Genomic DNA, 24123 nt, shown 5'->3' on the forward strand with positions numbered 1-24123 from the left:
AGTTTATTTATACAGTGGTTCCGCCAATTTTGTTTATTACTAATAAGCATCTATGAAGGTAGAATGAAAATAATAATCAAAAATTACATTTTGTTTAAACTTTATAAGTGAACTGGGTGATAGATAGCGCCGTACAGGTTCCATCAGATTTTCCACAGCATTCAGTATTTACATGAACGGGCGAATTCAATGTCGAACAGTTTCATTATCAAATTGGTAAACTTTTTATGGTTTCAAACCATTTGGTGGTTAGTGGTTTTATACCAAAACACGTTCTTGGTTTTGGGTTTACTGATCGCGTGGCTTATTTATTCACCGTTGCGAAAGTCAGATAGTAAAATAATGATAGCGGTGCTTTTGCTAGGTACTGTGGTGGACTCACTTTTGATGGTGACAGGGGTATTTGGCTTTGAGCGTGGTGCTTGGTTCAGCGGTGGCGCATCTCATTTGATAATACCTATTTGGCTAGTGTGTCTGTGGGCCGCATTAGGAGGGTCGATTCAGCATAGCCTAAGTGCGTTTGCTGATAAGCCATTACTTGCAATGTTTGGCGGTGCAGTCTTCGCCCCGCTCAGTTATTTCGGTGGGCAAAAGTTTGGTGCTGTCACCTTTGGATATTCACCCCTAGTTACGGGGTTAATTTTAGCAATGGTATGGGGGGTAGTATTTCCGGCGTGCTTTTTACTGGCGAAAAAGTTAACGGCTCACCACGAATTGAGCCAAGACCATTAAGCCTAGCCACTCCCTTAATCTGTGATTAAAGGGAGTTAGCGGTTGATTTCGGTTTTAGCAGTTCTTAAACAGGTCTCAAGCAATCCTTAAGGGGCTTTAAAGCGGTATTAGCGTATCGCTTCTACCACATTCTTGCTTCGCGAATGTAAAAACGATGCAATGTCAGACGCCGATTGGCTCTTTTTCAAGTTAATAACCACGGCCACATGGTTTCTTCTAATAGCATGTCTTACCGCTTGCACTATCTCTGAACGGTCTGGGCGCAGGCCAACTAAGCCTGCTACGAACAAACCAGTAAAGATGCCTGGGCTTATCAGCGCGATATATGTAAATAGTGGGTTTTGTTTCGTTAGCTCAGGGCCAAACGAAACCAAAAGAAATGCTGCTAGTATGCCTACAAGAAAACCTACACCACCAAGCAATAAGTGAGAGTGCCACAAATTTTTGCCTATGCTTCTACTCTCTCGTTCTAGCTTCTCACTCGCTTCAGTATCGCTTGCGTCGATAAAGGCAACTTGATCAGTACTGACGTCAGTTGAATTTGCCAGTTGTTGAATGGTTTTTTTTGCCATTAATTTGTTTTCAAATATGGCAGCAACTTGAATTTGGTCTTTTGGCGCTAGAGATGCGCGAAGATTTTCATGATTAGCGGTTTGCATAACTTCTCCGATAAACCCGGTCAATTTATACCTATGCGGTACCCTTCAGCGTTTTTGCCAAAGGCGGGTAAATTCATAACTATTAAACGAATTTACAAATATTCATTCATAACCATTCAAAATGCGTTCCGCTGGCGGGCAATACTTTGGTCTACATGCTTTCGAAGCGCTCTGTTTTAACCTAACGTATTGAATTGTAATGTTAATATTGCTTTTTTAATAAGGTTAACTTAACTTCATGTCGATAAAACATACCCTAGGTCTAAAGATAACATTTTCACTATGTTTCATATTTACTCACAGTATGAAAATTTGTCTCAGTCTGTAAATCTGTTTTTATCAAAACGTTTTACTGCCTAGCATTTTGAAGACGGCAAATGATTTGTCCAAAGTAAAATCTAATCGCTAACTTAATGAAAGTGTTAGAAAATATTTTTTAATCGAATCAGTTTCCTTGCAATAAGTCATAGTTTTTGGCTGGCACGTCAACATGCACGTAACTTGCATCTTCCTTCAGCATTTAAAATGGCATTAATAAGTTGCCATACTACCAAGCAGCCTTGATGTAAGTTTGCGGTACACATAATTCTAAAAGGGAGTTCACGTGACTATAGGGCAAGTCGTTGAAAGGGATATGCCTCATCCACACCTCACCATTAAGCGGATCCCTTGTGGTAAAGGTGTCTATTATCGTTATACCAGCGGTCGAAAAGTAGAAGGGCAGCGCGTGCTGCACAGAATCAAATCCCTTGCCATCCCCCCTAACTGGAAAAGTGTCACTATTAGTCGCGACCCTAAAGCAAGTATTCAGGCTATTGGCTTAGATGCTAAAGGGCGAAAACAATATCTCTACCATCCCGATTGGCATAAACAGCAACAAGCAGAAAAATTCAAACGCTTGGCGGTTTTCGGTCAAAAGGTACCCGAGTTTCGAGAATATTGCAGGACACTCGTTAATGGCGAGCAGTGGACAATAGAGCGAGCATCAGCCTTGGTGTGTCTGTTGTTAGACTATACCGGCGTAAGAATAGGTAACGCTCAATACAGTAAAGAAAATAACACCTATGGTTTAACTACACTTCGTCGTAAGCATGTCCAAGAAGCAACACTAGAAAAGGTGTCTCTTGAATATTCTGGTAAGCACAGCAAGCGACGCACCATTACTATAGACGATCCTTTGCTAGCCTCGCTAGTGTGCGAATGTACTCAGCTTCAGGGTTACAGCTTATTTCGATATCAGTTAGCTGACGGCTCGTGGTGTGATATCCATAGTGAAGACGTCAATGCATTTATTCACGAACACTTAGGCGACAATTTCAGCTGCAAAGATTTTCGAACTTGGGCAGCGAGTCGGTTTGCACTGCAGAGCTTCCCTGATGTTGATAGATACTTGCGAGAAGGGCGTAACCGCAAATGGCCTAATTCACTCAGTTCACATGTGTCAAAAATGCTAGGAAATACGCCTTCTGTTTGTAGACAGTATTACATTCACCCGAAGTTATATTCTGTGTTTAATGAGAAAAATACGTTTGAAAACTTGTTGAAGATACTCCAGCAGGGCAGTGAGGAACTTTGCGATCCTATCGAACGAGATTTAAGCACTGAAAAGCTTTTGTTGTCGATTATTTCATCTGAGTGACAACTTGAATAACTTTTAATAATAAATGCTTCTATTGATATCAATAGTATAATGCTTGTACGAGTTTTGAGACAAATTATTGCGTTTCACGCAGTTTGGGTTTTGGGTTAAAGTGACTATAAATCAAGTGTTTGTGGTTTTTTATTACCATGGTGATGTGTGTGAAACCTTTTTGCTCATATTGACACAGCAAATAGACCTCATACTAAATTGTCTACTATTTAAACTTGAAATCACAGCGGTGATGCTTATATAATTAGAGATCTAATCATTATTGTTCAATTTAAATGTTTGATTCTGAGTTTGGCTTAAGGCTAAGTTCGGAAACAAATGATGCGTGTTATTCAAGCTTTCAAACCTTGTATAGCATTTCGATGGAATGCAATGTCCTTCGAACATCTGAATGATGTAATTTTAACTAACATAGGAGAGCAATCTCACATTATGCCAATTGAAAGTTATATATCGCTGGCAATCTATTTTCTAGCGATGTTAGGTATAGGTCTTTTTGCATATCGTCAATCTACTAGTGACATTTCAGGTTACATTCTAGGTGGTAGAAAGGTTAGTCCCCAAGTTACCGCACTCTCAGCGGGCGCTTCTGACATGTCAGGTTGGATGTTAATGGGATTGCCAGGGGCAATGTTCTTAACCGGGTTCGACGCAGTTTATATTGCTATTGGTCTTGTCGCAGGGGCATTAGCAAACTATATATTGGTTGCTCCCAAACTTCGTGTTTACACCGAAGTTGCCGATGATTCGTTAACCGTGCCGGAGTTCTTCGCAAAGCGCTTCGACAACCCTAAAGCAAATGTACGCATTGTTTCAGCTGTCATCATTGTCTTATTCTTTACTTTATATACTTCTGCAGGGCTGGTGGCAGGCGGAAAGCTTTTTGAAAGCGCGTTCTCAGTTGATTATCAGCTTGGGCTGTTTATCACATTGGGCGTTGTTGTCTCGTATACCTTATTGGGTGGGTTCTTAGCGGTTAGTCTTACCGATTTTGTGCAAGGTTGTATTATGTTTATTGCCCTTGTACTTGTGCCGGTTGTGGCCTTTACCGAGTTCGATGGTGTAAACCAAATGACGGCTGCCGCGTATGAATCAGTACCGAATTTTTCTGATTCATGGGGCGCTCTCACGCTCGTGGGCTTGCTTTCAAGTCTTGGGTGGGGACTTGGCTATTTTGGTCAGCCTCACATCATTGTGCGCTTCATGGCAATTCGCGATGTTAAATCGGTAAGTACCGCACGAAATATTGGTATGTCTTGGATGCTAGTTACTATACTTGGAGCATTAGCAACAGGTTTTGTAGGGATAGCCTATGCAAATCAATTCAATTTGAGAGTGGACGACGCTGAGACTATTTTCATCGTTTTTTCTCAGTTGCTATTTCATCCTCTTATTAGTGGCTTTTTAATGGCTGCTATTTTAGCTGCCATCATGAGTACTATTTCGTCTCAATTGTTGGTATCGGCTAGCTCGCTAACCGAAGATATTTACCGTGTTGTAGCGAAAAAAGACATTAGCGAAAAAGAAACAGTGACCATCGGAAGAGTTGGCGTAGCGGGCGTAGCCGTTGTGGCCTTGCTATTGGCAATGGATTCATCGAACTCCATTCTTTCGTTAGTGAGCAATGCTTGGGCCGGTTTTGGTGCCGCATTTGGCCCATTGGTACTGTTTAGCTTGTACAAAAAGGATTTAACACAAAATGCGGCATTGGCCGGCATAATCAGTGGTGCAGTCACTGTCCTGTTTTGGATATACGCACCCGTATTGGCTGACGGTAAAACGTTAAGCAGTGTTATTTATGAAATTATTCCTGGTTTTGCGGTAAGTACCGCAACCCTTTGGTTGGTATCGCGCGCAGGTGCTGCGCCGTCTGAAAATGTTCAGCGCTTATTTAGAGCAACTAACCAACAATTAGCAGATCAACAATCTTAAGGTGAATGAAATATTATGAGTCATCCCAATTGGAAACGCGTGGTCATCAAAGTAGGCAGTGCACTAATCTCGCCGAATAAGCAAGGGTGCAGCAGCCACTACTTGCTAAGTATTGCCCAGTTCATCGTGCGTTGTCGGGCAAATGGAACACAGGTAGTGTTAGTGTCTTCAGGTTCAGTCGCCGCTGGGGCACACTTGTTCCCTGACCATGAAAAATCGAACATTGCTGTGAAAAAGGCAATGGCTGCAGCAGGGCAAACAGAAATGATTGCGACCTGGGACAGGTTATTCGACTTCCCATCAGCGCAAATGCTGTTAACCCATGCTGACCTGCGTGATAGAGAGCGCTACGTTAGTATTCGTGAAACTATTTTTAGTTTGTTAGAACATAATGTGCTGCCTATCGTTAACGAAAACGATACGGTAACCACCGACAAGCTAAAAGTAGGCGATAACGATAACTTATCCGCTATGGTGGCAGCTGCGGCTGACGCAGATGCACTTATTATCTGTTCGGACATTGATGGTTTGTATAATAAAAACCCTCATGATCACGATGATGCTGAGTTGCTCAAACGAGTAGATACCATAGACGCCAGCATTTATGCCATGGCTGGTGGTGCAGCAGAAGGCGGTGTTGGCACCGGTGGTATGCGCACAAAAATTGAAGCGGCTGAAAAAGCAGTTTCGCATGGTATAGATACATATATTATTAACGGCTTTACCGAGCTGTCATTTAATATGTTGCTTGCGGGTAAAAACCCAGGCACGCACTTTAGCCCTTACGACAAACCAATGCTAGAAAACGTGCATTGGATGCGCCACACCTCGAACGCGCAGGGCGAAGTGATAGTTGAGGGAGATTTTGATTCTTCACTGGAAAACGACAGTGAACAACTGACTAGCAGCGAAATAGTTGATGTAAAGGGCGAGTTCTCAGTAGGCGATACCATTTTGGTACGCAAATCTGATGGAACTAAGCTCGTTAAAGCGAAATCAAACTACAGTAGCTGTTTACTGAATTTTATCGCGAATCAGGAAAATGATGACTTCGCCAGTGAATTTGAAGATAAGACTGGCCCTATTATTTCTGATCAGCATGTAGCAAATTTGGAGAAAGAATGAGCATTATTACAGAATTAGCAAAACAAGCGAAACAAGCAGCACAAACACTTGCCATCTTAGATGAAGCTGAGAAAAATGCGGTGTTGAAAGACATGGCTGCCGCTATTCGTGGAAATAAAGACACCATTAAAGCGGTTAACGAGAAAGAAGTGGCGCGCGCTAAGGAAAATAACTTAGATGACGCCATGATTGACCGTTTAATTCTAGACGATGCCCGCATAGAATCTATGGCTGAAGGCATTGAGGTTATTATTAGCCTAGACGATCCTGTTGGTCGTGAGCGCGTGATTGGCACCCGTCCAAACGGTATCGAAATTAAAAAGATGCGTATTCCATTGGGCGTAGTATGCATGATTTATGAAGCACGCCCTAACGTAACAGCTGATGCCGGCGCACTCTGTTTCAAATCAGGTAACGGTGTTATTTTGCGTGGCGGTAAAGAAGCGCTAGATACCAGTTTAGCCATCGCTGGTCTAATGCAAGACGTGCTTGAAAAGCACAATTTGCCGAGAGCACTCGTTACGGTAGTGCCAAACCCAGACCGTGCCCTTATGCAAGAGCTTATGGAACAACGTGACTACATTGACGTTATTATTCCACGTGGCGGTGAAGGGCTGATTAACTACGTGACCGAACACTCTAAAGTGCCTGTTATTCAGCATTTTAAAGGTGTGTGCCATTTATACGTAGATAAAGACGCTGATTTAGACAAAGCATTGGCTATCCTGCTTAATGGTAAAACCCAACGTACCGGCGTATGTAATGCGCTTGAAGGCTTAGTGGTGCATCAGGCTATTGCCGGCGACTTCCTACCTCGTGTTGCAGAAGCGTTTGAGCAACACAAGGTAACAGTGCATGTGAATGAAAAAGGCGCTCAGTACTTTAACAACGCTGATGTTATTAGCGAAGACGCTTACGGCGAAGAGTATTTAGGTTTAGAAATTGCTATTCGTGTTGTAGATGACTTTGCGGGTGCTATTTCTCATATTGCCGACTTTGGTAGTAACCATACTGAAGTTATCTGTACAGAAAACGAAGATAGCGCGAAGAAATTCCAGCGTGCTGTCGATGCCAGTGTAGTGATGGTGAATGCATCTTCACGCTTCTCTGATGGTAGCCAACTTGGTTTAGGTGCTGAAATTGGTATCGCGACGACTAAGCTTCATGCTTATGGGCCAATGGGGTTAGAGTCGCTAACGTCTGAAAAGTACCTGGTGAACGGTGTTGGTCAGATTCGCGAATAAGCGACTAGAGAACTAATATGAAGTAAATTCATACAAGAGGCACTAAGTTTCGGTCATTGGATGGGAATAATCCCACTGGTCGGCATTGTGCCCATCATTGGCATGCTTCATAATAAAGGCGCTGAATTTTCAGCGCTTTTTTATTTTCTATCAAACGGTTATCTGGAGCACCTACATGGAAATAGTGATTGACCCATTACAAATGTGGCACAACTTTGTTGAATTTGTATTGGATTACAAACTATTAGCTTCACTTTTTTTAGTCGTGATACTGCACTTCTTTAAAAAGGGCACCCTTAGGTTAATTAAGCGCCGCAGTTCTCGCAAAGGGGAAGACCGACGTAACCAAATTAATATTTTGGAGCAGTTAGGCAATGCATTTATTATTGTATTGCTGATGATGGTGTGGTCGTCTGAAATTCAAAATCTTGCCATTTCAATTGCCGCTTTCATGGTAGCCATTGTGTTAGCTACCCGCGAATTCATTCAATGTTTTATGGGCTTTATTTACTACCTAGGCGCACGGCCATTTAGGGTAGGGGATTGGATCCAAATGAATAACGTAATCGGTGAAGTAGTGGAAATGGATTGGGCTAAAACCGCCTTGTTAGAGGTTGACCCAGAAACCTTTAATTACACGGGTAAGCACGTTTACGTACCAAACAGCCAGTTAGTTACCCAGACAGTGCGTAATTTAAACTTCTTACGCCGTTATAAATTGCACTCGTTTAATATTGTTAATGAACCTACCGTAAATGCCTACAGCCTACTACCGGCATTTAGAGCCAGTGCCCATGCCCACTGTGAATACTTTCGTGATGTAGCAGAGCGCTACAAAGGTCTTATTGAACGTCACTTAGAACAAGACTTTATTCAAATAGACCCTGAAGTTGAAATCAAAACCAATGAACTGGCTAAAGTCGTTGTAAAAGTCAGTTTGTTTTGCCCGACAGCTGAGGCACACGAACTTGAACACAAAATGTGTTCAGACTGGTTAAGCCTATGGTTTGAGGCATTAGAAAAATCTGCCTGTCCGCCGAATACGTCGTCTAGCTCTCAATCGCTAGGGGAAACCGTTTAAGTGCCAATCTCGTTTATCGGTAAAGTGGCCTTTTAAAAATTCCATTTGATCGGCCAGTATTCGACGGTTAACCAAATAGAACCTTTCATAAACGTTTGGCCTGAAGGGGACAGCAAGCAAAGGCATTCCGGCTTCTTCTGGGGTTTTGGCCGCTTTTGCATGGTTACAGCGCTGACAAGACGTCGCCACGTTAGTCCAGCTATCTTTGCCACCCCGTGAGCGTGGAATAATATGGTCACGGGTTAACAGGCTTGGTGAGAAACGTTGGCCGCAGTAAAGGCACAAATAATTATCACGCCTAAACAGATACCGATTGGTTAATGCTATCTTGCCACTTAAATCCGTTACCTTGCCATCGCAAGCAATGATACTCGACAAGGTTAACTGACTTTGATGGCCATCATGATCCCAGCCACCTTTAAGCGTAATAGCATCACTGCCTAATTCGAATAATACCTTTTCCTGACAATAGAGTTTTGCAGCTTGCTCAACATGGATCCATTCCTGTGGCATGCCAGCTTTATTGAGTCTAAGTACTAGCATTACATTCCCCTTAGCGCACCGTGTAGGTTTAGTTATAGCATACGAGGTTTTATGTCATTATGATGAAAATACATACAATTTGAGCGTATTCATACAAATTTCATCTGGATATGGTGATATTTACGAAGCGGTGAGTATTTGTGCGCTTATTTGGTCAATGTGAACTACATTGAGTAGTGGGTTAATCACAGTGAAAACGTGATGTGTGCGAAATAGCCACAAACCGCAACGAATTCTACGAATAGAAAATTTGTTAATGGTATTAGCGTTAGTTCATCGCTATACTATGCACCGCGATTATAAGCGATAAATAAGATTGAAATTAAAGGACAAATAGTGACTCCTATTACTAAATCATTTCAGTATGGACAGCATACTGTAACACTAGAAACGGGCGTTATCGCTCGTCAGGCCACAGCAGCCGTCATGGCAAGTATGGATGACACCGCTGTATTAGTTACGGTTGTGGGTAAGAAAGAAGCGAAAGCAGATCAAGATTTCTTCCCATTAACAGTAAACTATCAAGAAAAAACATATGCTGCGGGTAAAATCCCTGGTGGTTTCTTCAAGCGTGAAGGTCGTCCTTCTGAAGGCGAAACCCTTACAGCTCGTTTGATTGACCGTCCAATCCGTCCATTATTCCCTGAAGGGTTTAAAAACGAAGTACAAGTTGTTATCACGGTAATGTCTGCTAACCCAGATATCCCAACTGATATCATCTCTATGATTGGTACTTCAGCAGCACTAGCCATTTCTGGTATTCCATTTAATGGTCCAATTGGTGCAGCGCGCGTTGGTTACACTGACGGCGAATACATTCTAAATACCCGTGTTGAAGAACAAGCTGACAGCGATCTAGATCTTGTTGTTGCTGGTACTGAAGGCGCGGTATTAATGGTTGAATCAGAAGCCGATGTGCTTTCTGAAGACGTTATGCTTGGTGCAGTTATGTTCGGTCACGAACAACTACAAACGGTAGTATCAGCAGTTAAAGAATTTGCTGCTAACGTTAGTATCGACAAGTGGGACTGGAAACCAGAAGCAGAAAATACAACCCTTAAAGATAAAGTGAAAGCACTAGCTGAAGCTGAAATGGTTGCTGCTTACCAAATCTCTGACAAGCTTGCTCGTAAAGATGCAGTAACTGCTGCAACTGAAAAAGCGCGTGATGCTATCCTTGCTGAAGACGAAACCCAAGATAAGAAAGAAGTATCTAACCTTCTTCATGATCTTGAGTCTGACGTAGTTCGTTCACGCATCCTTGCTGGCGAGCCTCGCATTGACGGTCGTGATCCTAAGATGATTCGTGCACTAGACGTTGCAACGGGCATTTTACCACGTACTCACGGTTCTGCTGTTTTCACTCGTGGTGAAACGCAAGCAATCGTAGCTGCTACTTTAGGTACAGAACGTGACGCGCAAATGATTGACGAGCTTCAAGGCCGTCGTGACAGCCGCTTCATGCTTCATTATAACTTCCCTCCATACTGTGTTGGTGAAACCGGTATGATTGGTTCTCCTAAGCGTCGTGAAATTGGTCACGGTCGTTTGGCGAAGCGTGGTATTCAAGCTGTAATGCCAAGCGAAGAAGAATTCCCGTACGTAGTACGTATTGTTTCTGAAATTACAGAATCAAACGGTTCATCTTCAATGGCTTCTGTATGTGGTACTTCACTTGCGCTTATGGATGCAGGTGTACCAATTAAAGCTTCAGTTGCTGGTATTGCAATGGGTCTAGTGAAAAGCGACGAAAACTTCGTTGTACTTTCAGACATCCTTGGTGATGAAGATCACCTTGGTGACATGGACTTTAAAGTTGCTGGTACTACTGGCGGTATCACTGCATTGCAGATGGATATCAAAATTGAAGGTATCACTAAAGAAATCATGCAAATTGCCCTTAAACAGGCAAAAGAAGCACGTTTGCATATTCTTAACGTAATGGACGAAGCTATTGGCGGTCACCGCGAAGAGCTTAGCGAATTCGCTCCACGCATTTACACGGTTAAAATCGATCAGGATAAGATCCGCGATGTTATCGGTAAAGGCGGCGCGATGATTCGTTCAATTACTGAAGAATCTGATACCAACATCGAAATTGAAGACGATGGTACTATCAAAATCTTCGCAACTGAGCGTGCTAAAGCCGATATTGCTATCAGCAAGATTGAGCAAGTTACCGCTGAAATCGAAGTGGGCAAAACTTACCACGGTAAGATTACCCGAATCGTAGATTTCGGTGCGTTTGTTGAAGTATTACCAGGCAAAGAAGGCCTAGTACATATTTCTCAAATCGCTCACGAGCGTGTTAACAAAGTAACTGACTACCTTACTGAAGGTGCGATGATTGACGTGAAAGTGATGGAAATTGACCGTCAAAACCGCGTACGTCTAAGCATTAAAGAGTTACTTGAAAAGCCTGCTCCTAAGTCTGACGACGCAGAGTAAGGTTTTTATTTGCTACCTTGCTGTGGCTTAGGTTTTAGCCAAAGCACCATAGCAAGAAGCAGATTTAAGACAGATATAGAAAATTAGAAAAGGGAGCTTAGCTCCCTTTTTTGTTTTTAAAGAAAGGAGCAACATGGAAAAGCAAATGCAAACTGAAATAGAAGCCGCCGTGTTTCGCCGTTTGGTTGATCATTTAGACGCGAACAAAGATGCACAAAATATCGACCTGATGATTCTGGCCGATTTTTGTCGTAACTGTCTTGCGAAGTGGTATTCATCTGCCGCTGCAGAGCAGGGTGAAGACATCGATTATGATGCTGCACGCGAAGTCGTGTATAAAATGCCGTATTCCGAGTGGAAAGAAAACCACCAACTACCGGCAAGTGATGAACAGCTAGAAAAACTAGCAGCACGTCAAAAGAAGTAAATAAAAAACCCAGCTAAAAGCTGGGTTTTCTTTTACAAACGGGCAAATGATTTACACGGAAGCCGTTTCACAGGGTTCTTGTACTTGAAAGCCGAATTCGCGCAATCTATTTTAACAAAAGCCAAACTCACAAAAAGCATATAAACAAAAGCCAACTAGCCTTGGTAATCTCGCATATCAAGGAAGTTATCAATGCCCTCAATTGCCTCATCTGCTATGTGAGTAACATAAAGCAAGGTGGTATGAGTAGAAACAGCTAATAGCTTAATTAGGGCCAGCACATTGGTGCGATTAATATCATCTAGCCCATTGCAGGGTTCATCAAGTATTAATACCGCAGGGTGCTTCACCATGGCGCGCACAATAAGTAACAAGCGCTGTTCACCAAACGAGAAGTTATTAAAAGGTGTGTGTTTGTTATCGGTAAAACCAATAACATCAAGCCATGCATCGGCAATCGTGTTTTCAGCATTGGTAGGCGTGGTATAAAGGCCGATGCTGTCGTAAAAACCAGAGAGCACCACATGGTGAGCGCTGCAATTTACCCGGTACTGCATGTGCAGTGCGTTCGACATTATGCCAATGTGTTGCTTGATATCCCATATACTTTCCCCAGTGCCTCGCTTTATTCCAAACAAGGTTAAATCATTGGTATAGCAGTGAGGGTTATCACCCGTGATCATAGTCAGTAGGCATGTTTTGCCCGAGCCATTGGGCCCAGATATTTGCCAATGCTGGGCTGGGTAGACCACAAAATCTAAATCTTTAAATACGGTATTGTCATCGTACTTAACAAACCCATTTCGAAGTGCAATAAGCGGCTCATCTTTGGGAAAGACTTTAGGCGTTTCAGTGCTAGGCGGCAATGTTGGGTTAGCCGTGCTTAAGCTAAACCAAGAGGATAAATGATTAACCAAGGCTTCAGGTGCCATGCTGTCGTCGCTAGACGATACAATAGTTAGCGAATCAACTAAGGCTAACTTACAAGCCACATTCGGCACATCACGCACTGTGTTTGCCGTTACCACTAAGGTGGACTGAGTTTGTTGACTCAAGAAGGTGTTAAAACGCGCCCGTGCTTCTTTATCTAGCCCTTCAAAAGGCTCATCAATTAAAATAACGTCAGCATTGCTCACCCATGCAAGCAACAAAAGTACTTTACGTGTTTCACCCGTAGACAGTGAAAGAAAGGCGGTATTGAGTAAATGCGCAACTTGCAGCGCTGTAGATAAAGCTTCGTATGCGCCGTGTTGTATATAGTCAGAATTCGCTTGAGTTAAAAGCTCGTGTACTAGGGTAGGCTCGGCCACAATATCAAGCAGATCGGCACTGTCTTTCTGTTTCTCTTCAAGGATGAGCGCTTGTTGAACGGCTACGCTCACTTCAGCAACTGACCTTTTGCAAGTGCGTGAACCTGCTAGCGGCTTACCACGACCGGCTAGTGCCGCCATAAGCAAGGATTTACCTGCACGGTTTCGCCCAGCAATGAGTACATGCTCACCTTGATTAACGGTAAAAGTAAATGCAGGAGTGGTGAAGTTGTTTTCTAGCTTTACTTGATAGTTGTGTAGCGATAGGGTGGTCAAAATGCAGACGTTTCAGTTAGCCAGTATTGAAGCATTTTGGCGGGGGTGACGGGGATATGTCAATGTTAACTAACGGTTTGGTCATAAAATGGCTATTGGGATCAGGCTGATAACTGCCAAAAGGCTCGCAGTCTTCAAAACCGTTTTTGGTATACAACTGCCGAGCGGCTTTGAAATAGCCTTGTGTGCCAGTCTCCAAGCTTAACGCGCGGTAACCGTTTGCTAGAACGAATTCAATCACAAAGGTTAGCAACTGTGTTGCTACGCCTTTATTACGAAAAGCTGCAACAGTTCGCATAGATTTCAATTCAGCTTCAGTGTTGCTTAATTTTCTTATAGCGACACAGCCAGCTAGAACGTCGCCTTGCCATGCGCTAAAGAAGGTAATGTTAGGTGACTTTAACGCCTTAACATCTAAGGCATGCACGCTTTCTGGGGGAGAAGTGGCGTACATATCTTTTAGGTGTTCTTCTAGCAGGGCGATAACATCGCCGCTGCTAAGGTCGTCATGTTTAATTTTCATATTTACACTTATGACAGTTACTTATAAATTTTCGAAAGAAATATCAACATACTCTGATGAAATAACAAAATCAACCTGCTAGTAAGGTGTGTAATCTTGATATCCACTTGTTTTTAATAGAAATTATCAATAGGAATAAAAAGTAGCCAAACCATCCACAACAAGAGCTCACCCTGAACTAAGTCCGCCATTTTCATATGAAATTAGGCGTAATGCTCAAGATACAAATAGCTAGAAGGATATCCATAATAGACCTACTTGACTTTACGCTTTCCTTGAAAAATTTCTGAAAACTGACACTCATGAAAATTTGTACAACATTTACTTACATCAGGAATCGTCAACCATAAGTATAAAAAAATTAGCATGTTTTCTATGGATCTTGTTCATTTTTGCATTTCATCTCTGAATTAGGGTTGTTCAGCGACGAAATTGAACTTTACGTTGTTTTTACACATTGGCTTGCTTAACATCTTTTCGAGCTTTAAATCACTAAGCTGACAACATAAATAAACAATAAAATTACTGACTATAATAGGTCAATCAGGGAAACGATCATGACTAGAAAGAGTTTAATCGCGTTAACGATAGGTGCCACACTTGGCTTATCGAGTCCAGTGTTTGCAGCTGGAAGCACTTCAAGTATTACTGGTGTTGTTGAATCGAATAACAGTACAGACTTAACTGTAACTGCTGTAAATCCAGAAACAGGTTTTTCACGCACGGTTTCTGTAGCAAATGATGGAAGCTATCGCTTCGCAAAAATGGAAACGGGTACTTACACCATCACTATCAAACGTGGTGATTCAGTGCTAGCCGAAGATTCACTTAGAGTAACACTAGGCTCTAATAAACAAGCAGACTTTAACCTTGGCGCTATGAATGCAGAGCGCATCGAAGTTACTGGTGCACGTATTTCAGTAATCGACCTTTCTTCAACCGACTCTGGTTTGGTATTAGGTGAAGCTGAAATTGATCGCATGCCGATAGCAAGAAATATTACTGCGGTAGCATTATTGGCACCAGGCGTTGTACAAGGCGATTCAGGCTTCGGCAACGTAGCTTCTTTTGGCGGTGCTTCTGTAGCTGAAAATGCTTGTTATATTAATGGTCTAGAAGTAACTGATACTCGTCAAGGTTTAGGCTGTGGTGCTGTTCCATTTGAAATGTATAAAGAATTTCAAGTTAAGACAGGTGGATTTTCGTCGGAATTTGGTCGTGCTACGGGCGGCCTAATCAATGCAGTTACCAAGAGCGGAACTAATGACTGGCAGTTTGACTTTACAGCTAACTGGTCACCGTCTTCGCTACAAGAAGAAGGTTCAGTATCTAGGGGTCTAGGTGGTACGGGAGATATATTCCGAGATACACGCAATGACGAAGATGAAGAGTGGGATTACAGTATTTCTGCTGCAGGTCCAATCATTAAAGATAAGCTATTCATATATGCATTGGTTAATCCACGTTCTGTATCAAAAGATTTCACCTATGGTGCTGTTTATGATGAATATGCAGGCGTTGATCAGATGCGGTACCGCGAGTCTGATGGTACTGACAACTTATTCTGGGGAACAAAAATTGATTGGGATATCGTTGAAGGTCACCGTTTAAGTTACTTCGCATACTCTGATCAAAATGACGCAATCGAAGACGTATATGGCTACGATGCAGAAAATGAAACAGTAGGTGAGTACCAAGGTTCATACCTTAGAAAGCGTGGTGGTGAAGCACAGAGCCTTACTTACACAGGTTATATCACTGACGATCTATCGGTTTCTGCTATGTGGGGTGAAATTGAAACCCAATATGAAACAACGCCTACTAACCTTGACTGTCCTACGGTAACTGACCAACGTACAATTCCAGCAGCAGATAAGGCACCACAGTGTGGCCCGGGTGGTTCATACGGAGATAACTTCGATGAAAACACGCAATATCGTTTTGATGTAGAATATTATATTGGTGATCACGTAATCAAAGCGGGTATCGATAAGCAAGACCGTGCTACAACTCGGGTTACACAACCAGTTGGCGGTCACTCATACAGATACTTCTCGCTTGCATCAGGCTCTAATATTCAAGGTGATATTGGTAGTCTTTATACAAACTCTACTGGTTCAGAACAAGACTTAGTTTCTGATCGTATCTTCGATGGTGGCGGTTCATTTGAATCTGAACTAACAGCTTATTACATCGAAGATAAGTGGCAGGTTACATCAAACCTAATGCTGAGTATCGGTTTACGTAAAGACTTGTTTGAAGGTGCGGGTACAACGGGTAAAACGCTGTTTGATTTTGATACCGACATTGCTCCTCGCTTAGGTTTTAGCTGGGATGTAAATGGCGATGGCGATTCAAAACTTTATGGTAACTATGGTCGTTATTATCTTCCAATTGCTAACAACACTATCTATCGCGCTGCATCGGGTGTAAGTGATACTACTACTTACTATACCTTTGACGATATTGACCCTGTTACCGGCGCACCTATAGGTGCAACACCCGTTAATGGTAGCGTTGCAAATTCTCAAACTGCTTCATCAGTATCAGCAGTTCCGACTCAAGATACCTTCCAAGCACAAGAAGCAGATCCGTTTTCACGTGACGAATATATTTTAGGTTACCAGTTTACTGTTAATGACCAATTAACTGCGGAAATTACGGGTACTTATCGTGAAGTAACCAGTGCTCTTGATGACTATTGTGGTATTTATGCATACCCATACTGCGTTATGCTAAACCCAGGTAGTGATATGAGCTGGTACAAAGACGGTTACTATTGGGATGGTTCTTCGCTTGATGCAGACAAGCTGGCTTTATTTGACGGTGTTGCTGATGAGGGGTCTTTGACCACTCACTCAGCTGAAACTTTGCAACTACCAGAAGGTAAAAACGAATATACTTCGTTACAGCTTAAGTTGAACTACATCGAAGATAGCTATCGTCTGAACTTTCAATACACTTGGGCACGAAGCGTTGGTAACTTTGAAGGGGCGGTTAAATCTGATATCGATCAAGCTGATGCGGGGATCACGCAAGATTTCGATTTCCCTGCATTGATGGACGGTGCAGATGGTTATCAGCCAAACGATCGTCGTCATACATTCAAGTTATATGGCTCGTATGATGTGACAGAAGACTTCATTGTTGGCTTTAACTCATCGCTACAAAGCGGTCGTCCACTGAGTGCATTTGGACAAGGTTACCCAGATGATGACGCTAACGTATACGGCAGCTATGGTGATACTTATTACATCCTTACGGGTTGTTCAGCTACGCTAACAGGTGACGAGGTTTGTGCTCAAGAAGACAAAGAGTATCGTTACAGCCCTCGTGGTTCAGTAGGGCGTACGCCGTGGATATTTAACTTAGATGTATCAGCAGCGTATATGTTCAGCTACCAAGAAGTTGATATGCGTCTATCGTTTAATATATTCAATGTACTTAATTCTCAGGAGTCAACGTCGACGAATGAGCATTACGAAATTGAAGAGGGTACAACCAACCCGCTATACGGTGCTGCATACTCTTGGCAAGCCCCGCGTTCAGTTCGTTTATCTTTCGAAGCGCGTTACTAAAATCTATTACCTTACTTAGCAAGTCGCTAGGTATGTACTAGTAATTTAAAAGCCCGGCAATGCGCCGGGCTTTTTTGTGTCTATATGTAAACCTAATTTCAAGTTTATTGGTTAAAGTAGGTATTGAATACAATTAGACGACACAATCAGAGCATATAGGAATGCAAGGTTCTACAAGAACTGACTCGAAATACTTACTATTTTATTTTTATAAATCGGCAGTACCAAGCTGGTGAAAGATAAGTATCTTTTTCACACATTTGGCGTCGTGAGCCTAACACGTTGCAACTTTTCGAAGGGTATGACTGCATACTCTGTTAAAATAACAAAATCAACGTAGTAGCGAGCTGATTAATCGCGATACGTATTTGTTTCTATTCGGAATTAGCATTATGAACCAACAGCAGCCAAACAATCCTCTTCACGGGCTTACCCTTGAAAAAATCCTTGTTCGTCTTGTTGAACATTATCAATGGGAAGGCTTGTACGCAGAAATTAGGGTGAACTGTTTCAACAACGACCCTTCTGTTAAATCTTCACTGAAGTTTTTGCGCAAAACTCAGTGGGCGAGAGACAAAGTTGAAGCGTTATATATTCGTACATTTAGCTAATCTACCCGCGCTAAAGGCAAGCTAGTCATTAACACCAAAAAGGCTGAGCCTTCTCGCTCTCATAAGGAATAACCATGGATAACGTTGCGCTTTTCGTCGACGTTCAGAATATTTACTACACCACCCGACAAATTCACAAGTGCAATTTTGACTACAATCAGTTTTGGCGCACAGCTACCGAAGGTCGGAACGTGGTGAAAGCGGTGGCGTATGCTATTGAGCGCGGCGATACAAAGCAGCGAGAGTTTCAAAATATCCTGCGTGGTATTGGCTTTGAAGTGAAGTTAAAACCATTCATTCAGCGTGCCGATGGTTCAGCGAAAGGCGATTGGGATGTAGGCATTACCATTGATGCTATGGAGTACGCTGAATTAGCTGACACCATTGTATTTGCCACAGGGGATGGCGACTTTGATTTGCTGGCCAGTAAGCTAGTAGACAAAGGTAAAGAGGTAGAAGTGTATGGCGTTCAAGAACTTACTTCGGTTTCTCTTATAAAGGCCGCCAGTAAATACGTTCCTGTGCAAGGCGACTTGTTACTGCGCTAATCTATGTATTTATGTCATGTACTTAAACTATGTCAGTGCTGCTGATAGACACATAAGCGTCTATTATCACGGCTTTTATTGATATTGGTCAGATTGATTCTGTGTTGTTGCGAGTATGCTAGCCTTATCTGAATATGAAATAGGCGAGGTATCATGATTTCACAGCTACCTAAGTGGGTAGAGCTCGGCGCGTTTATTTTAGCGCTGGTGGCGGGTTATGTGAACGCGATTGGGCTGCTTGGTTTTGACCATCAATCTGTGTCGCACCTATCAGGTACTGCCACTTTACTAGGTACTGGTGTTTATCAAGGCTCTTTGCAAAATGCATTTCATCTTATAGGCGTCTTGCTTTCTTTCCTTGCTGGCGCTTCCATTGCAGGCTTCTTACTGCATGGTTTTACATTGAAACTGGGGCGACATTACGATACTGCCCTTTTGATAGAGTCGCTATTATTGCTTGTTGCAATGGCGTTTTTGTATAACGAACAGTTTGTCGGCCATTTTTTTGCCTCAGCGGCCTGCGGGCTTCAAAATGCGTTAGCTACAACCTATAGCGGCGCTATTATTCGAACCACTCACGTTACCGGTATTTTCACCGATTTAGGTATTATGCTTGGCGCCTTATGCCGAGGAGAAAAGCTAGATACCAGAAAAGCCAAGCTATTCTTACTCATTATTACCGGTTTCATTTTTGGTGGTACAGCTGGCGCTATCTTATTTGGCAAGTTTCAGTTTTTCTCGCTTATTGCGCCGGCTAGCGTATGCCTAATGATTGCGGTGATTTATAACGTGTATTTACGAAAAGCGGCATGAGCGAAACATTGGCAATGGTAAACGTTAAAAAGGCCGCTGATATGAGCGGCCTTTCTGTTGGTTTATTTTAAAGGCTATTTATCATTTACATATGGCTGGCTTAACTGCGCCATAGTGGATACAAGCTAACACTGGGCTTGCAAGTAACACAGACAAACCAAAGGTGTGAGGTGCAAAGTAAATAACTAAGGTGTTTAGCGCGAACAATATGGCGAAAGATATAGGCTGTGCAGAAACAATCGAAAAGGTTGTTGTCATGCTTTGTTTGAAAGAGCGCTTAGCTATTAGCATTAGTGGCGCAACAAAAAGTAATAGCATTATGAGTGGGACTGCCGATGAGAATATTAAGCCTAATGTATGTGCGCTTATATCAATAAACTGTTGGAATAAAAGTAAATCTACACCGCTACTTCCAAGTAGTAACCAAGAAAACATAAGCTGACTTAAAAAGGGGAGCAAAAGGAGAGGGCTAATAAGTAAAAATTTTCCCCATGATGCATTGCTTATTGCAGAGAATGACCATACTTTTCCTTTTGTTGCCAAGTTATGAATGCAAAGCCAAGTAGCGCCAATAACTGGCACCATTATCCATTTGGATAGAACTAGCGCTACGGGGCCAGCTAATAGCTGCAGCAGACCTTCAATGATTAACGGGCTCAGCATAAGAGCAAATAATGAAAAAGGGGCCTGCTTAAAGAGCTGCCAACCTTGTTTGAACCACACATTGGTATTTAAATGCGCTTTATGATTCTTGTAGGTACTAGTTGCGTTGGGCTTATTGCCGCAAGTAGTGTTTCCGCAAGCATCGTTTCCGTATGAATCAGTGGCTTCTAACGCTAACTCATTATGATTTACTGAAGTTTGTGCCGTCATTGTGAATCCCTGTGTATGCTTTGGTGATTATTAATTAACCTTCAAAGCTATAGTCACGGGCAAAAAATAAAAATTACAAAAATGATTGGAAAATAATCTAATTACAGTCGAAGATGCCTTTAATACTATGAAATATTTAGCTTTATTTTTATTCTTTTTACTCTAGAAGTTATTCATAAGGACGTGTTAATGAAAGCTATGGCGAGAATAGCTATTCTTTTCAATGTGCTTTTAGTGGTTTCGTGCACTGACAGCCCTCAGCAAGCAGATGCGACATTTGAACCCTACAAGCGAACAGCAACTTACACTGCAAATGTCAGCCCAGTAGTGAGGGTTGATGAAGCTCACCACAATTTTCTTAACATTAATAATCGCTTCAAACCCTTCGCTCAGGTGTTGCTGAGCGACGGCGTCACGGTTGAATCAAACAAGGTAAGTTTCAGCCAACAGGCCCTTAAAAATGTGGATATTCTTGTTATCGCCAACGCCCTTGATAAAAAGCGAAGCAACTGGCAACCCCCGTTTAACCAAGCGCTAACTAATGAGGAAGTGACTGATGTGGTTGAGTGGGTACGTAACGGCGGTTCTCTTTTTCTTATTGCTGATCACGCTCCTTTTCCAAAAGTGATTGAAAGCCTAGCAACAGGGCTGGGCTTCACGTTTACCAATGGCCACGTTAAGGCAACATTGTTTAACAAATCAACGGGGACTCTGGTAAGCCATGCAGTAACGTATGTAGAAAGCTATGCACATGAAGATGCTACGCAAGATGATAATTTTAGTGCTAATGCTAATTCTGAAGCCGATCCTATAGCAGATCCTGAAGCCGATCTTGAAACTAAACACCCAAACCATGTCGAACTTCCGGTTTTTATGCAAGAAAGTCCACATGGCGCATTTACATCAGTATTAAACAGTCAGTTGCACACAAAAGAAGTGATTCAAGTTAAAACATTTGGCGGCGCTGCTTTTTTACCACCAGAAGCGGCTATTTCATTGTTAACTCTAGGGCCACGTGCGGTATCTATTGAGCCAGAAGTTCCTTTTGAAATAACGTCAAGCACGCCTCGAAGAGATATCGAAGGCTGGAGTCAGGGTGCCTTGTTGGAATTGGGCAGGGGGCGCGTTGCGGTGTTTTCTGAAGGCATGATGTTTTCTTCTCAAATCGATACTCGAACAGGTAAGAAGCATGGTATGAGGTCGGTGGGGGCTGAACAAAACGAACGATTTTTACTTAATATTATTCATTGGCTAGCGAACTAAGCAGAGCTGACCAACAAAGTTGAGTAAGCGCAAATGCAAACTCAATGTCAGCTCTGTAATAGCAATTAGGACGTTAGCATTAACGCGTCAGTTCTTGCCTAATAATTTCAGCACCTGCACTTAATGCATTGAGTTTTCCGCGGGTTACATGTTGTGACAAGGGCACCATGCCACAGTTGGTACAAGGGAATAGTTTGTCGGCATCAACAAACTGTAAGGCCTTTCTAAGCGTGTTAGCGACTTCTTCAGGTGTTTCAATAGCATTGGTAGCTACATCAATGGCACCAACCATGACTTTTTTGCCACGAAGCAACTCGATCAATTCCATGGGGACTCGAGAATTTTGACACTCTAGTGAAATAAGGTCGATAGAAGACGATTGCAGTTTTGGAAAAATCTCTTCGTATTGTCTCCACTCTGTGCCCAATGATTTCTTCCAGTCGGTGTTGGCTTTAATGCCATAGCCATAGCAAATATGAACGGCAGTTTCACACTTTAGCCCTTCAGCAGCACGTTCAAGTGCCGCTATTCCCCAATCATTCACTTCATCGAAAAAGACATTAAATGCAGGTTCATCAAACTGAATAATATCAACGCCTGCAGCTTCCAACTCTTTGGCTTCTTGGTTTAATATTTTCGCAAATTCCCAGGCAAGTTTTTCGCGACTTTTGTAATGACTGTCGTAAAGGGTATCTACCATAGTCATGGGGCCAGGAAGTGCCCATTTGATGGGCTGATCAGTTTGTTGACGAAGAAATTTAGCATCATCAACAAACACCGCTTTTTGGCGAGTTACTTCACCAACTACCATAGGTACACTGGCATCATATCTATCGCGGATTTTTACCGTTTTACGCTGCTGAAAATCAACACCGTTTAAATGTTCAATAAAAGTGGTCACGAAGTGTTGGCGAGTTTGTTCACCATCACTAATGATATCAACGCCAGATTGTCGCTGGTTAAGTAATGAAAGACGTAACGCGTCTTGCTTCCCCTGAGTCAGTTCGTCACCGTCTAATTTCCAAGGTGACCAAAGTGTTTCAGGTTGTGCAAGCCAAGACGGTTTAGGCAGACTGCCGGCAATTGAAGTAGGTAATAATTTTTTCATAATATGTACTACACGTTTGAATGAGTTAAAGGGCGCAGTTTGCAGACCATTGCTGAAGAATATTGTGGTAAGGCTTGATGAAATTCTCTTCAACAAACTTACCTTGCTGAGCCGCTAAGTGATTACGTTCTTCTCGGTCATATTCTATTTGTGTGAGTGAATGATCTTGGTGTTTTAAATTAGGTTGATACACTCTTCCGGCAACCGCGTTAGCGTTGTAAATCTCAGGGCGATAAATCTTTTGGAATGTTTCCATGGTGCTAATGGTGCTTATCAGCTCAAGATTGGTGTAATCGTTTAGTAGATCACCAAAATGATAAAATGCCAAAGGTGCAACGCTATTAGGCGGCATGAAATAGCGAACCTGCAGGCCCATCTTTTGGAAATACTGCTCAGTTAACGATGAGCCATCAGGTAGATATTCAAAACCTAATACAGGGTGCTGATTTTCAGTTCTTTGGTAAGTTTTGTTTTCAGAAACACTTAGGCAAATAACAGGCGATTTGCTGAAGCTTTCTTTGTAAACGTCTGAATTTACGAATGCTTTAAACAACTTCCCGTGTAAATCACCAAAATCATTAGGAATACTAAATTGGGTTTGGTTTTTATTGTGCTCAGATAAGATCACGCTAAAATCGTAGTCTCGAACATAAGACGAGAAATTGTTCCCCACAATTCCTTCAATGGTTGTATTGGTTTTGCGATCAAAAATATTTGTTTTTAGTATTTCAATAGTAGGAAAGGTAGAACCGTTACCTTCAACATCAATATCAACCGATATAATTTCAAGCTTTGCCGAATAACGATCGCCGTTAACATTGTCCCAATACGCAAGGGCATTGAAACGATTGTCTATCATTTTTAATGCGTTTCGAAGATTATCCTGACGTCGATTACCTCTAGCCAAGTTAGCAAAATTGGTGGTGATACGTGTGTTATCAGATGGACGGTAATTCTCATCAAAACAAACGCGATTAAGCGAAAAAGTAAAAGTGTTATTCATGGTGATCTGACATTCCATTTGTGAACATAAACCCAAATTTTTTTGCTCAGTACAACTGTTCTGTATTTTTCAATTAAGCTTGTAGCGGCTAATTAAAAACGAATGCAATACATTAGTTGTGTCGAGCAGAGAGGGTTTTATACGCAGATTTATCGATGAATAAAAATGATTTAATTTCATTAAGCGATGAGCTTTACTCATAATTGTCGATTTTAAAATATAAAATTATTAGGTAATTGCTCTGTCTTAGAAGCAATCTGCTTATATGAAGCGATGTGAAAGATGAAAACTATGAATAAAAAGAATGGAATCAAACGGTCCAAAGGCCCGAGTTAACAGGTTAAATTACTTCGGGTTTTGAACATATTAAAGAAA

At 42.1% G+C, this 24123-nt stretch carries 20 protein-coding genes; 13 read left to right on the plus strand and 7 right to left on the minus strand.

The features are described 5' to 3' along the window. Positions 1–189 precede the first annotated feature (189 nt). Positions 190–732, plus strand: a complete 543-nt coding sequence (locus tag J5X92_RS09630) for a DUF2878 domain-containing protein (RefSeq protein WP_208805597.1) — start codon at positions 190–192, stop codon at positions 730–732. 107 nt (positions 733–839) lie between these two features. Here the strand turns inward: J5X92_RS09630 and J5X92_RS09635 are convergent, their stop codons facing one another. Next, entirely contained in the window at positions 840–1391 is a 552-nt protein-coding gene (locus tag J5X92_RS09635) for a hypothetical protein (RefSeq protein ID WP_126872236.1), read from the minus strand. A gap of 604 nt (positions 1392–1995) precedes the next feature. On the opposite strand from J5X92_RS09635, the gene J5X92_RS09640 reads away from it, so the two are divergent. The 5 genes from J5X92_RS09640 to J5X92_RS09660 all read left to right on the plus strand — a co-directional run bounded on the left by J5X92_RS09640 (position 1996) and on the right by J5X92_RS09660 (position 8424). Then, on the plus strand, positions 1996–3030 hold the full coding sequence (locus J5X92_RS09640) for a DNA topoisomerase IB (protein WP_348272392.1): 1035 nt from the start codon (positions 1996–1998) through the stop codon (positions 3028–3030). Between the two features lie 444 nt (positions 3031–3474). Further along, entirely contained in the window at positions 3475–4974 is a 1500-nt protein-coding gene (gene putP, locus J5X92_RS09645; protein ID WP_208805667.1) for a sodium/proline symporter PutP, read from the plus strand. Between the two features lie 15 nt (positions 4975–4989). Beyond that, positions 4990–6099: a glutamate 5-kinase gene (proB, locus tag J5X92_RS09650; RefSeq protein WP_208805598.1), complete on the plus strand. Its 1110-nt coding sequence runs from the start codon at positions 4990–4992 to the stop codon at positions 6097–6099. Then, entirely contained in the window at positions 6096–7343 is a 1248-nt protein-coding gene (locus J5X92_RS09655; RefSeq protein ID WP_208805599.1) for a glutamate-5-semialdehyde dehydrogenase, read from the plus strand. Before proB ends, J5X92_RS09655 begins: the two co-directional genes overlap by 4 nt. Positions 7344–7518: 175 nt before the next feature. Further along, positions 7519–8424: a mechanosensitive ion channel family protein gene (locus tag J5X92_RS09660; RefSeq protein ID WP_208805600.1), complete on the plus strand. Its 906-nt coding sequence runs from the start codon at positions 7519–7521 to the stop codon at positions 8422–8424. Here J5X92_RS09660 and J5X92_RS09665 read toward each other — a convergent pair. Beyond that, positions 8407–8967, minus strand: a complete 561-nt coding sequence (locus J5X92_RS09665) for an HNH endonuclease (protein WP_063457109.1) — start codon at positions 8965–8967, stop codon at positions 8407–8409. The two genes, J5X92_RS09660 and J5X92_RS09665, sit on opposite strands and share 18 nt — an antisense overlap. 336 nt (positions 8968–9303) lie before the next feature. On the opposite strand from J5X92_RS09665, the gene pnp reads away from it, so the two are divergent. Then, entirely contained in the window at positions 9304–11415 is a 2112-nt protein-coding gene (gene pnp, locus J5X92_RS09670; RefSeq protein WP_208805601.1) for a polyribonucleotide nucleotidyltransferase, read from the plus strand. Positions 11416–11548: 133 nt separating this feature from the next. Continuing rightward, positions 11549–11842, plus strand: coding sequence for a DUF1244 domain-containing protein (locus J5X92_RS09675; RefSeq protein ID WP_208805602.1), 294 nt, complete (start codon positions 11549–11551; stop codon positions 11840–11842). Between the two features lie 155 nt (positions 11843–11997). Here J5X92_RS09675 and J5X92_RS09680 read toward each other — a convergent pair whose 3' ends face one another. After that, positions 11998–13428, minus strand: a complete 1431-nt coding sequence (locus J5X92_RS09680) for an ATP-binding cassette domain-containing protein (RefSeq protein ID WP_208805603.1) — start codon at positions 13426–13428, stop codon at positions 11998–12000. A 16-nt stretch (positions 13429–13444) separates the two neighbouring features. Continuing rightward, the gene (locus J5X92_RS09685) at positions 13445–13951 is read right to left on the minus strand and encodes a GNAT family N-acetyltransferase (protein ID WP_208805604.1); all 507 of its coding nucleotides are present in this window, start codon (positions 13949–13951) and stop codon (positions 13445–13447) included. 557 nt (positions 13952–14508) lie between these two features. Here J5X92_RS09685 and J5X92_RS09690 point away from each other — a divergent pair. From J5X92_RS09690 to J5X92_RS09705, 4 genes are all read left to right on the plus strand, one after another. Continuing rightward, positions 14509–17529, plus strand: coding sequence for a TonB-dependent receptor (locus J5X92_RS09690; RefSeq protein WP_208805605.1), 3021 nt, complete (start codon positions 14509–14511; stop codon positions 17527–17529). Between the two features lie 392 nt (positions 17530–17921). Then, positions 17922–18140, plus strand: a complete 219-nt coding sequence (locus tag J5X92_RS09695) for a VF530 family protein (protein WP_057792179.1) — start codon at positions 17922–17924, stop codon at positions 18138–18140. A 74-nt stretch (positions 18141–18214) separates the two neighbouring features. Further along, complete coding sequence (locus J5X92_RS09700; protein WP_208805606.1) at positions 18215–18688, plus strand: NYN domain-containing protein; 474 nt, start codon at positions 18215–18217, stop codon at positions 18686–18688. Between the two features lie 153 nt (positions 18689–18841). After that, the gene (locus tag J5X92_RS09705; protein ID WP_208805607.1) at positions 18842–19501 is read left to right on the plus strand and encodes a YoaK family protein; all 660 of its coding nucleotides are present in this window, start codon (positions 18842–18844) and stop codon (positions 19499–19501) included. A gap of 81 nt (positions 19502–19582) precedes the next feature. Here J5X92_RS09705 and J5X92_RS09710 read toward each other — a convergent pair whose 3' ends face one another. Then, a complete protein-coding gene (locus J5X92_RS09710) occupies positions 19583–20374 on the minus strand; it encodes a hypothetical protein (RefSeq protein ID WP_208805608.1) in 792 nt (263 codons plus the stop codon). 189 nt (positions 20375–20563) lie between these two features. Here J5X92_RS09710 and J5X92_RS09715 point away from each other — a divergent pair, with 189 nt between their 5' ends. Continuing rightward, a complete protein-coding gene (locus J5X92_RS09715) occupies positions 20564–21637 on the plus strand; it encodes a DUF4350 domain-containing protein (RefSeq protein ID WP_208805609.1) in 1074 nt (357 codons plus the stop codon). A 79-nt stretch (positions 21638–21716) separates the two neighbouring features. Here the strand turns inward: J5X92_RS09715 and J5X92_RS09720 are convergent, their stop codons facing one another. Next, complete coding sequence (locus J5X92_RS09720) at positions 21717–22745, minus strand: methionine synthase (protein WP_208805610.1); 1029 nt, start codon at positions 22743–22745, stop codon at positions 21717–21719. Between the two features lie 25 nt (positions 22746–22770). Then, positions 22771–23748 carry a DUF1852 domain-containing protein gene (locus tag J5X92_RS09725; RefSeq protein WP_208805611.1) on the minus strand — a complete coding sequence of 326 codons (978 nt, stop codon included), beginning with the start codon at positions 23746–23748 and terminating at the stop codon, positions 22771–22773. Between the last annotated feature and the right edge of the window lie 375 nt (positions 23749–24123).

The sequence above is a fragment of the Alteromonas sp. K632G genome (genome assembly GCF_017653625.1).
GTDB classification, from domain to species: Bacteria; Pseudomonadota; Gammaproteobacteria; order Enterobacterales; family Alteromonadaceae; genus Alteromonas; species Alteromonas naphthalenivorans.

Excerpts from the sequence above, each read along its gene's own strand:
- J5X92_RS09660 (WP_208805600.1), top strand. The coding sequence starts at position 7,519 with ATGGAAATAGTGATTGACCCATTACAAATGTGGCACAACTTTGTTGAA.
- J5X92_RS09725 (WP_208805611.1), bottom strand. The coding sequence starts at position 23,748 with ATGAATAACACTTTTACTTTTTCGCTTAATCGCGTTTGTTTTGATGAG.
- proB (WP_208805598.1), top strand. The coding sequence starts at position 4,990 with ATGAGTCATCCCAATTGGAAACGCGTGGTCATCAAAGTAGGCAGTGCA.
- J5X92_RS09635 (WP_126872236.1), bottom strand. The coding sequence starts at position 1,391 with ATGCAAACCGCTAATCATGAAAATCTTCGCGCATCTCTAGCGCCAAAA.
- J5X92_RS09685 (WP_208805604.1), bottom strand. The coding sequence starts at position 13,951 with ATGAAAATTAAACATGACGACCTTAGCAGCGGCGATGTTATCGCCCTG.
- J5X92_RS09720 (WP_208805610.1), bottom strand. The coding sequence starts at position 22,745 with ATGAAAAAATTATTACCTACTTCAATTGCCGGCAGTCTGCCTAAACCG.
- J5X92_RS09710 (WP_208805608.1), bottom strand. The coding sequence starts at position 20,374 with ATGACGGCACAAACTTCAGTAAATCATAATGAGTTAGCGTTAGAAGCC.
- J5X92_RS09690 (WP_208805605.1), top strand. The coding sequence starts at position 14,509 with ATGACTAGAAAGAGTTTAATCGCGTTAACGATAGGTGCCACACTTGGC.
- putP (WP_208805667.1), top strand. The coding sequence starts at position 3,475 with ATGCCAATTGAAAGTTATATATCGCTGGCAATCTATTTTCTAGCGATG.
- J5X92_RS09715 (WP_208805609.1), top strand. The coding sequence starts at position 20,564 with ATGAAAGCTATGGCGAGAATAGCTATTCTTTTCAATGTGCTTTTAGTG.
- J5X92_RS09700 (WP_208805606.1), top strand. The coding sequence starts at position 18,215 with ATGGATAACGTTGCGCTTTTCGTCGACGTTCAGAATATTTACTACACC.
- J5X92_RS09695 (WP_057792179.1), top strand. The coding sequence starts at position 17,922 with ATGAACCAACAGCAGCCAAACAATCCTCTTCACGGGCTTACCCTTGAA.
- J5X92_RS09665 (WP_063457109.1), bottom strand. The coding sequence starts at position 8,967 with ATGCTAGTACTTAGACTCAATAAAGCTGGCATGCCACAGGAATGGATC.
- J5X92_RS09655 (WP_208805599.1), top strand. The coding sequence starts at position 6,096 with ATGAGCATTATTACAGAATTAGCAAAACAAGCGAAACAAGCAGCACAA.
- J5X92_RS09630 (WP_208805597.1), top strand. The coding sequence starts at position 190 with ATGTCGAACAGTTTCATTATCAAATTGGTAAACTTTTTATGGTTTCAA.
- J5X92_RS09705 (WP_208805607.1), top strand. The coding sequence starts at position 18,842 with ATGATTTCACAGCTACCTAAGTGGGTAGAGCTCGGCGCGTTTATTTTA.
- J5X92_RS09675 (WP_208805602.1), top strand. The coding sequence starts at position 11,549 with ATGGAAAAGCAAATGCAAACTGAAATAGAAGCCGCCGTGTTTCGCCGT.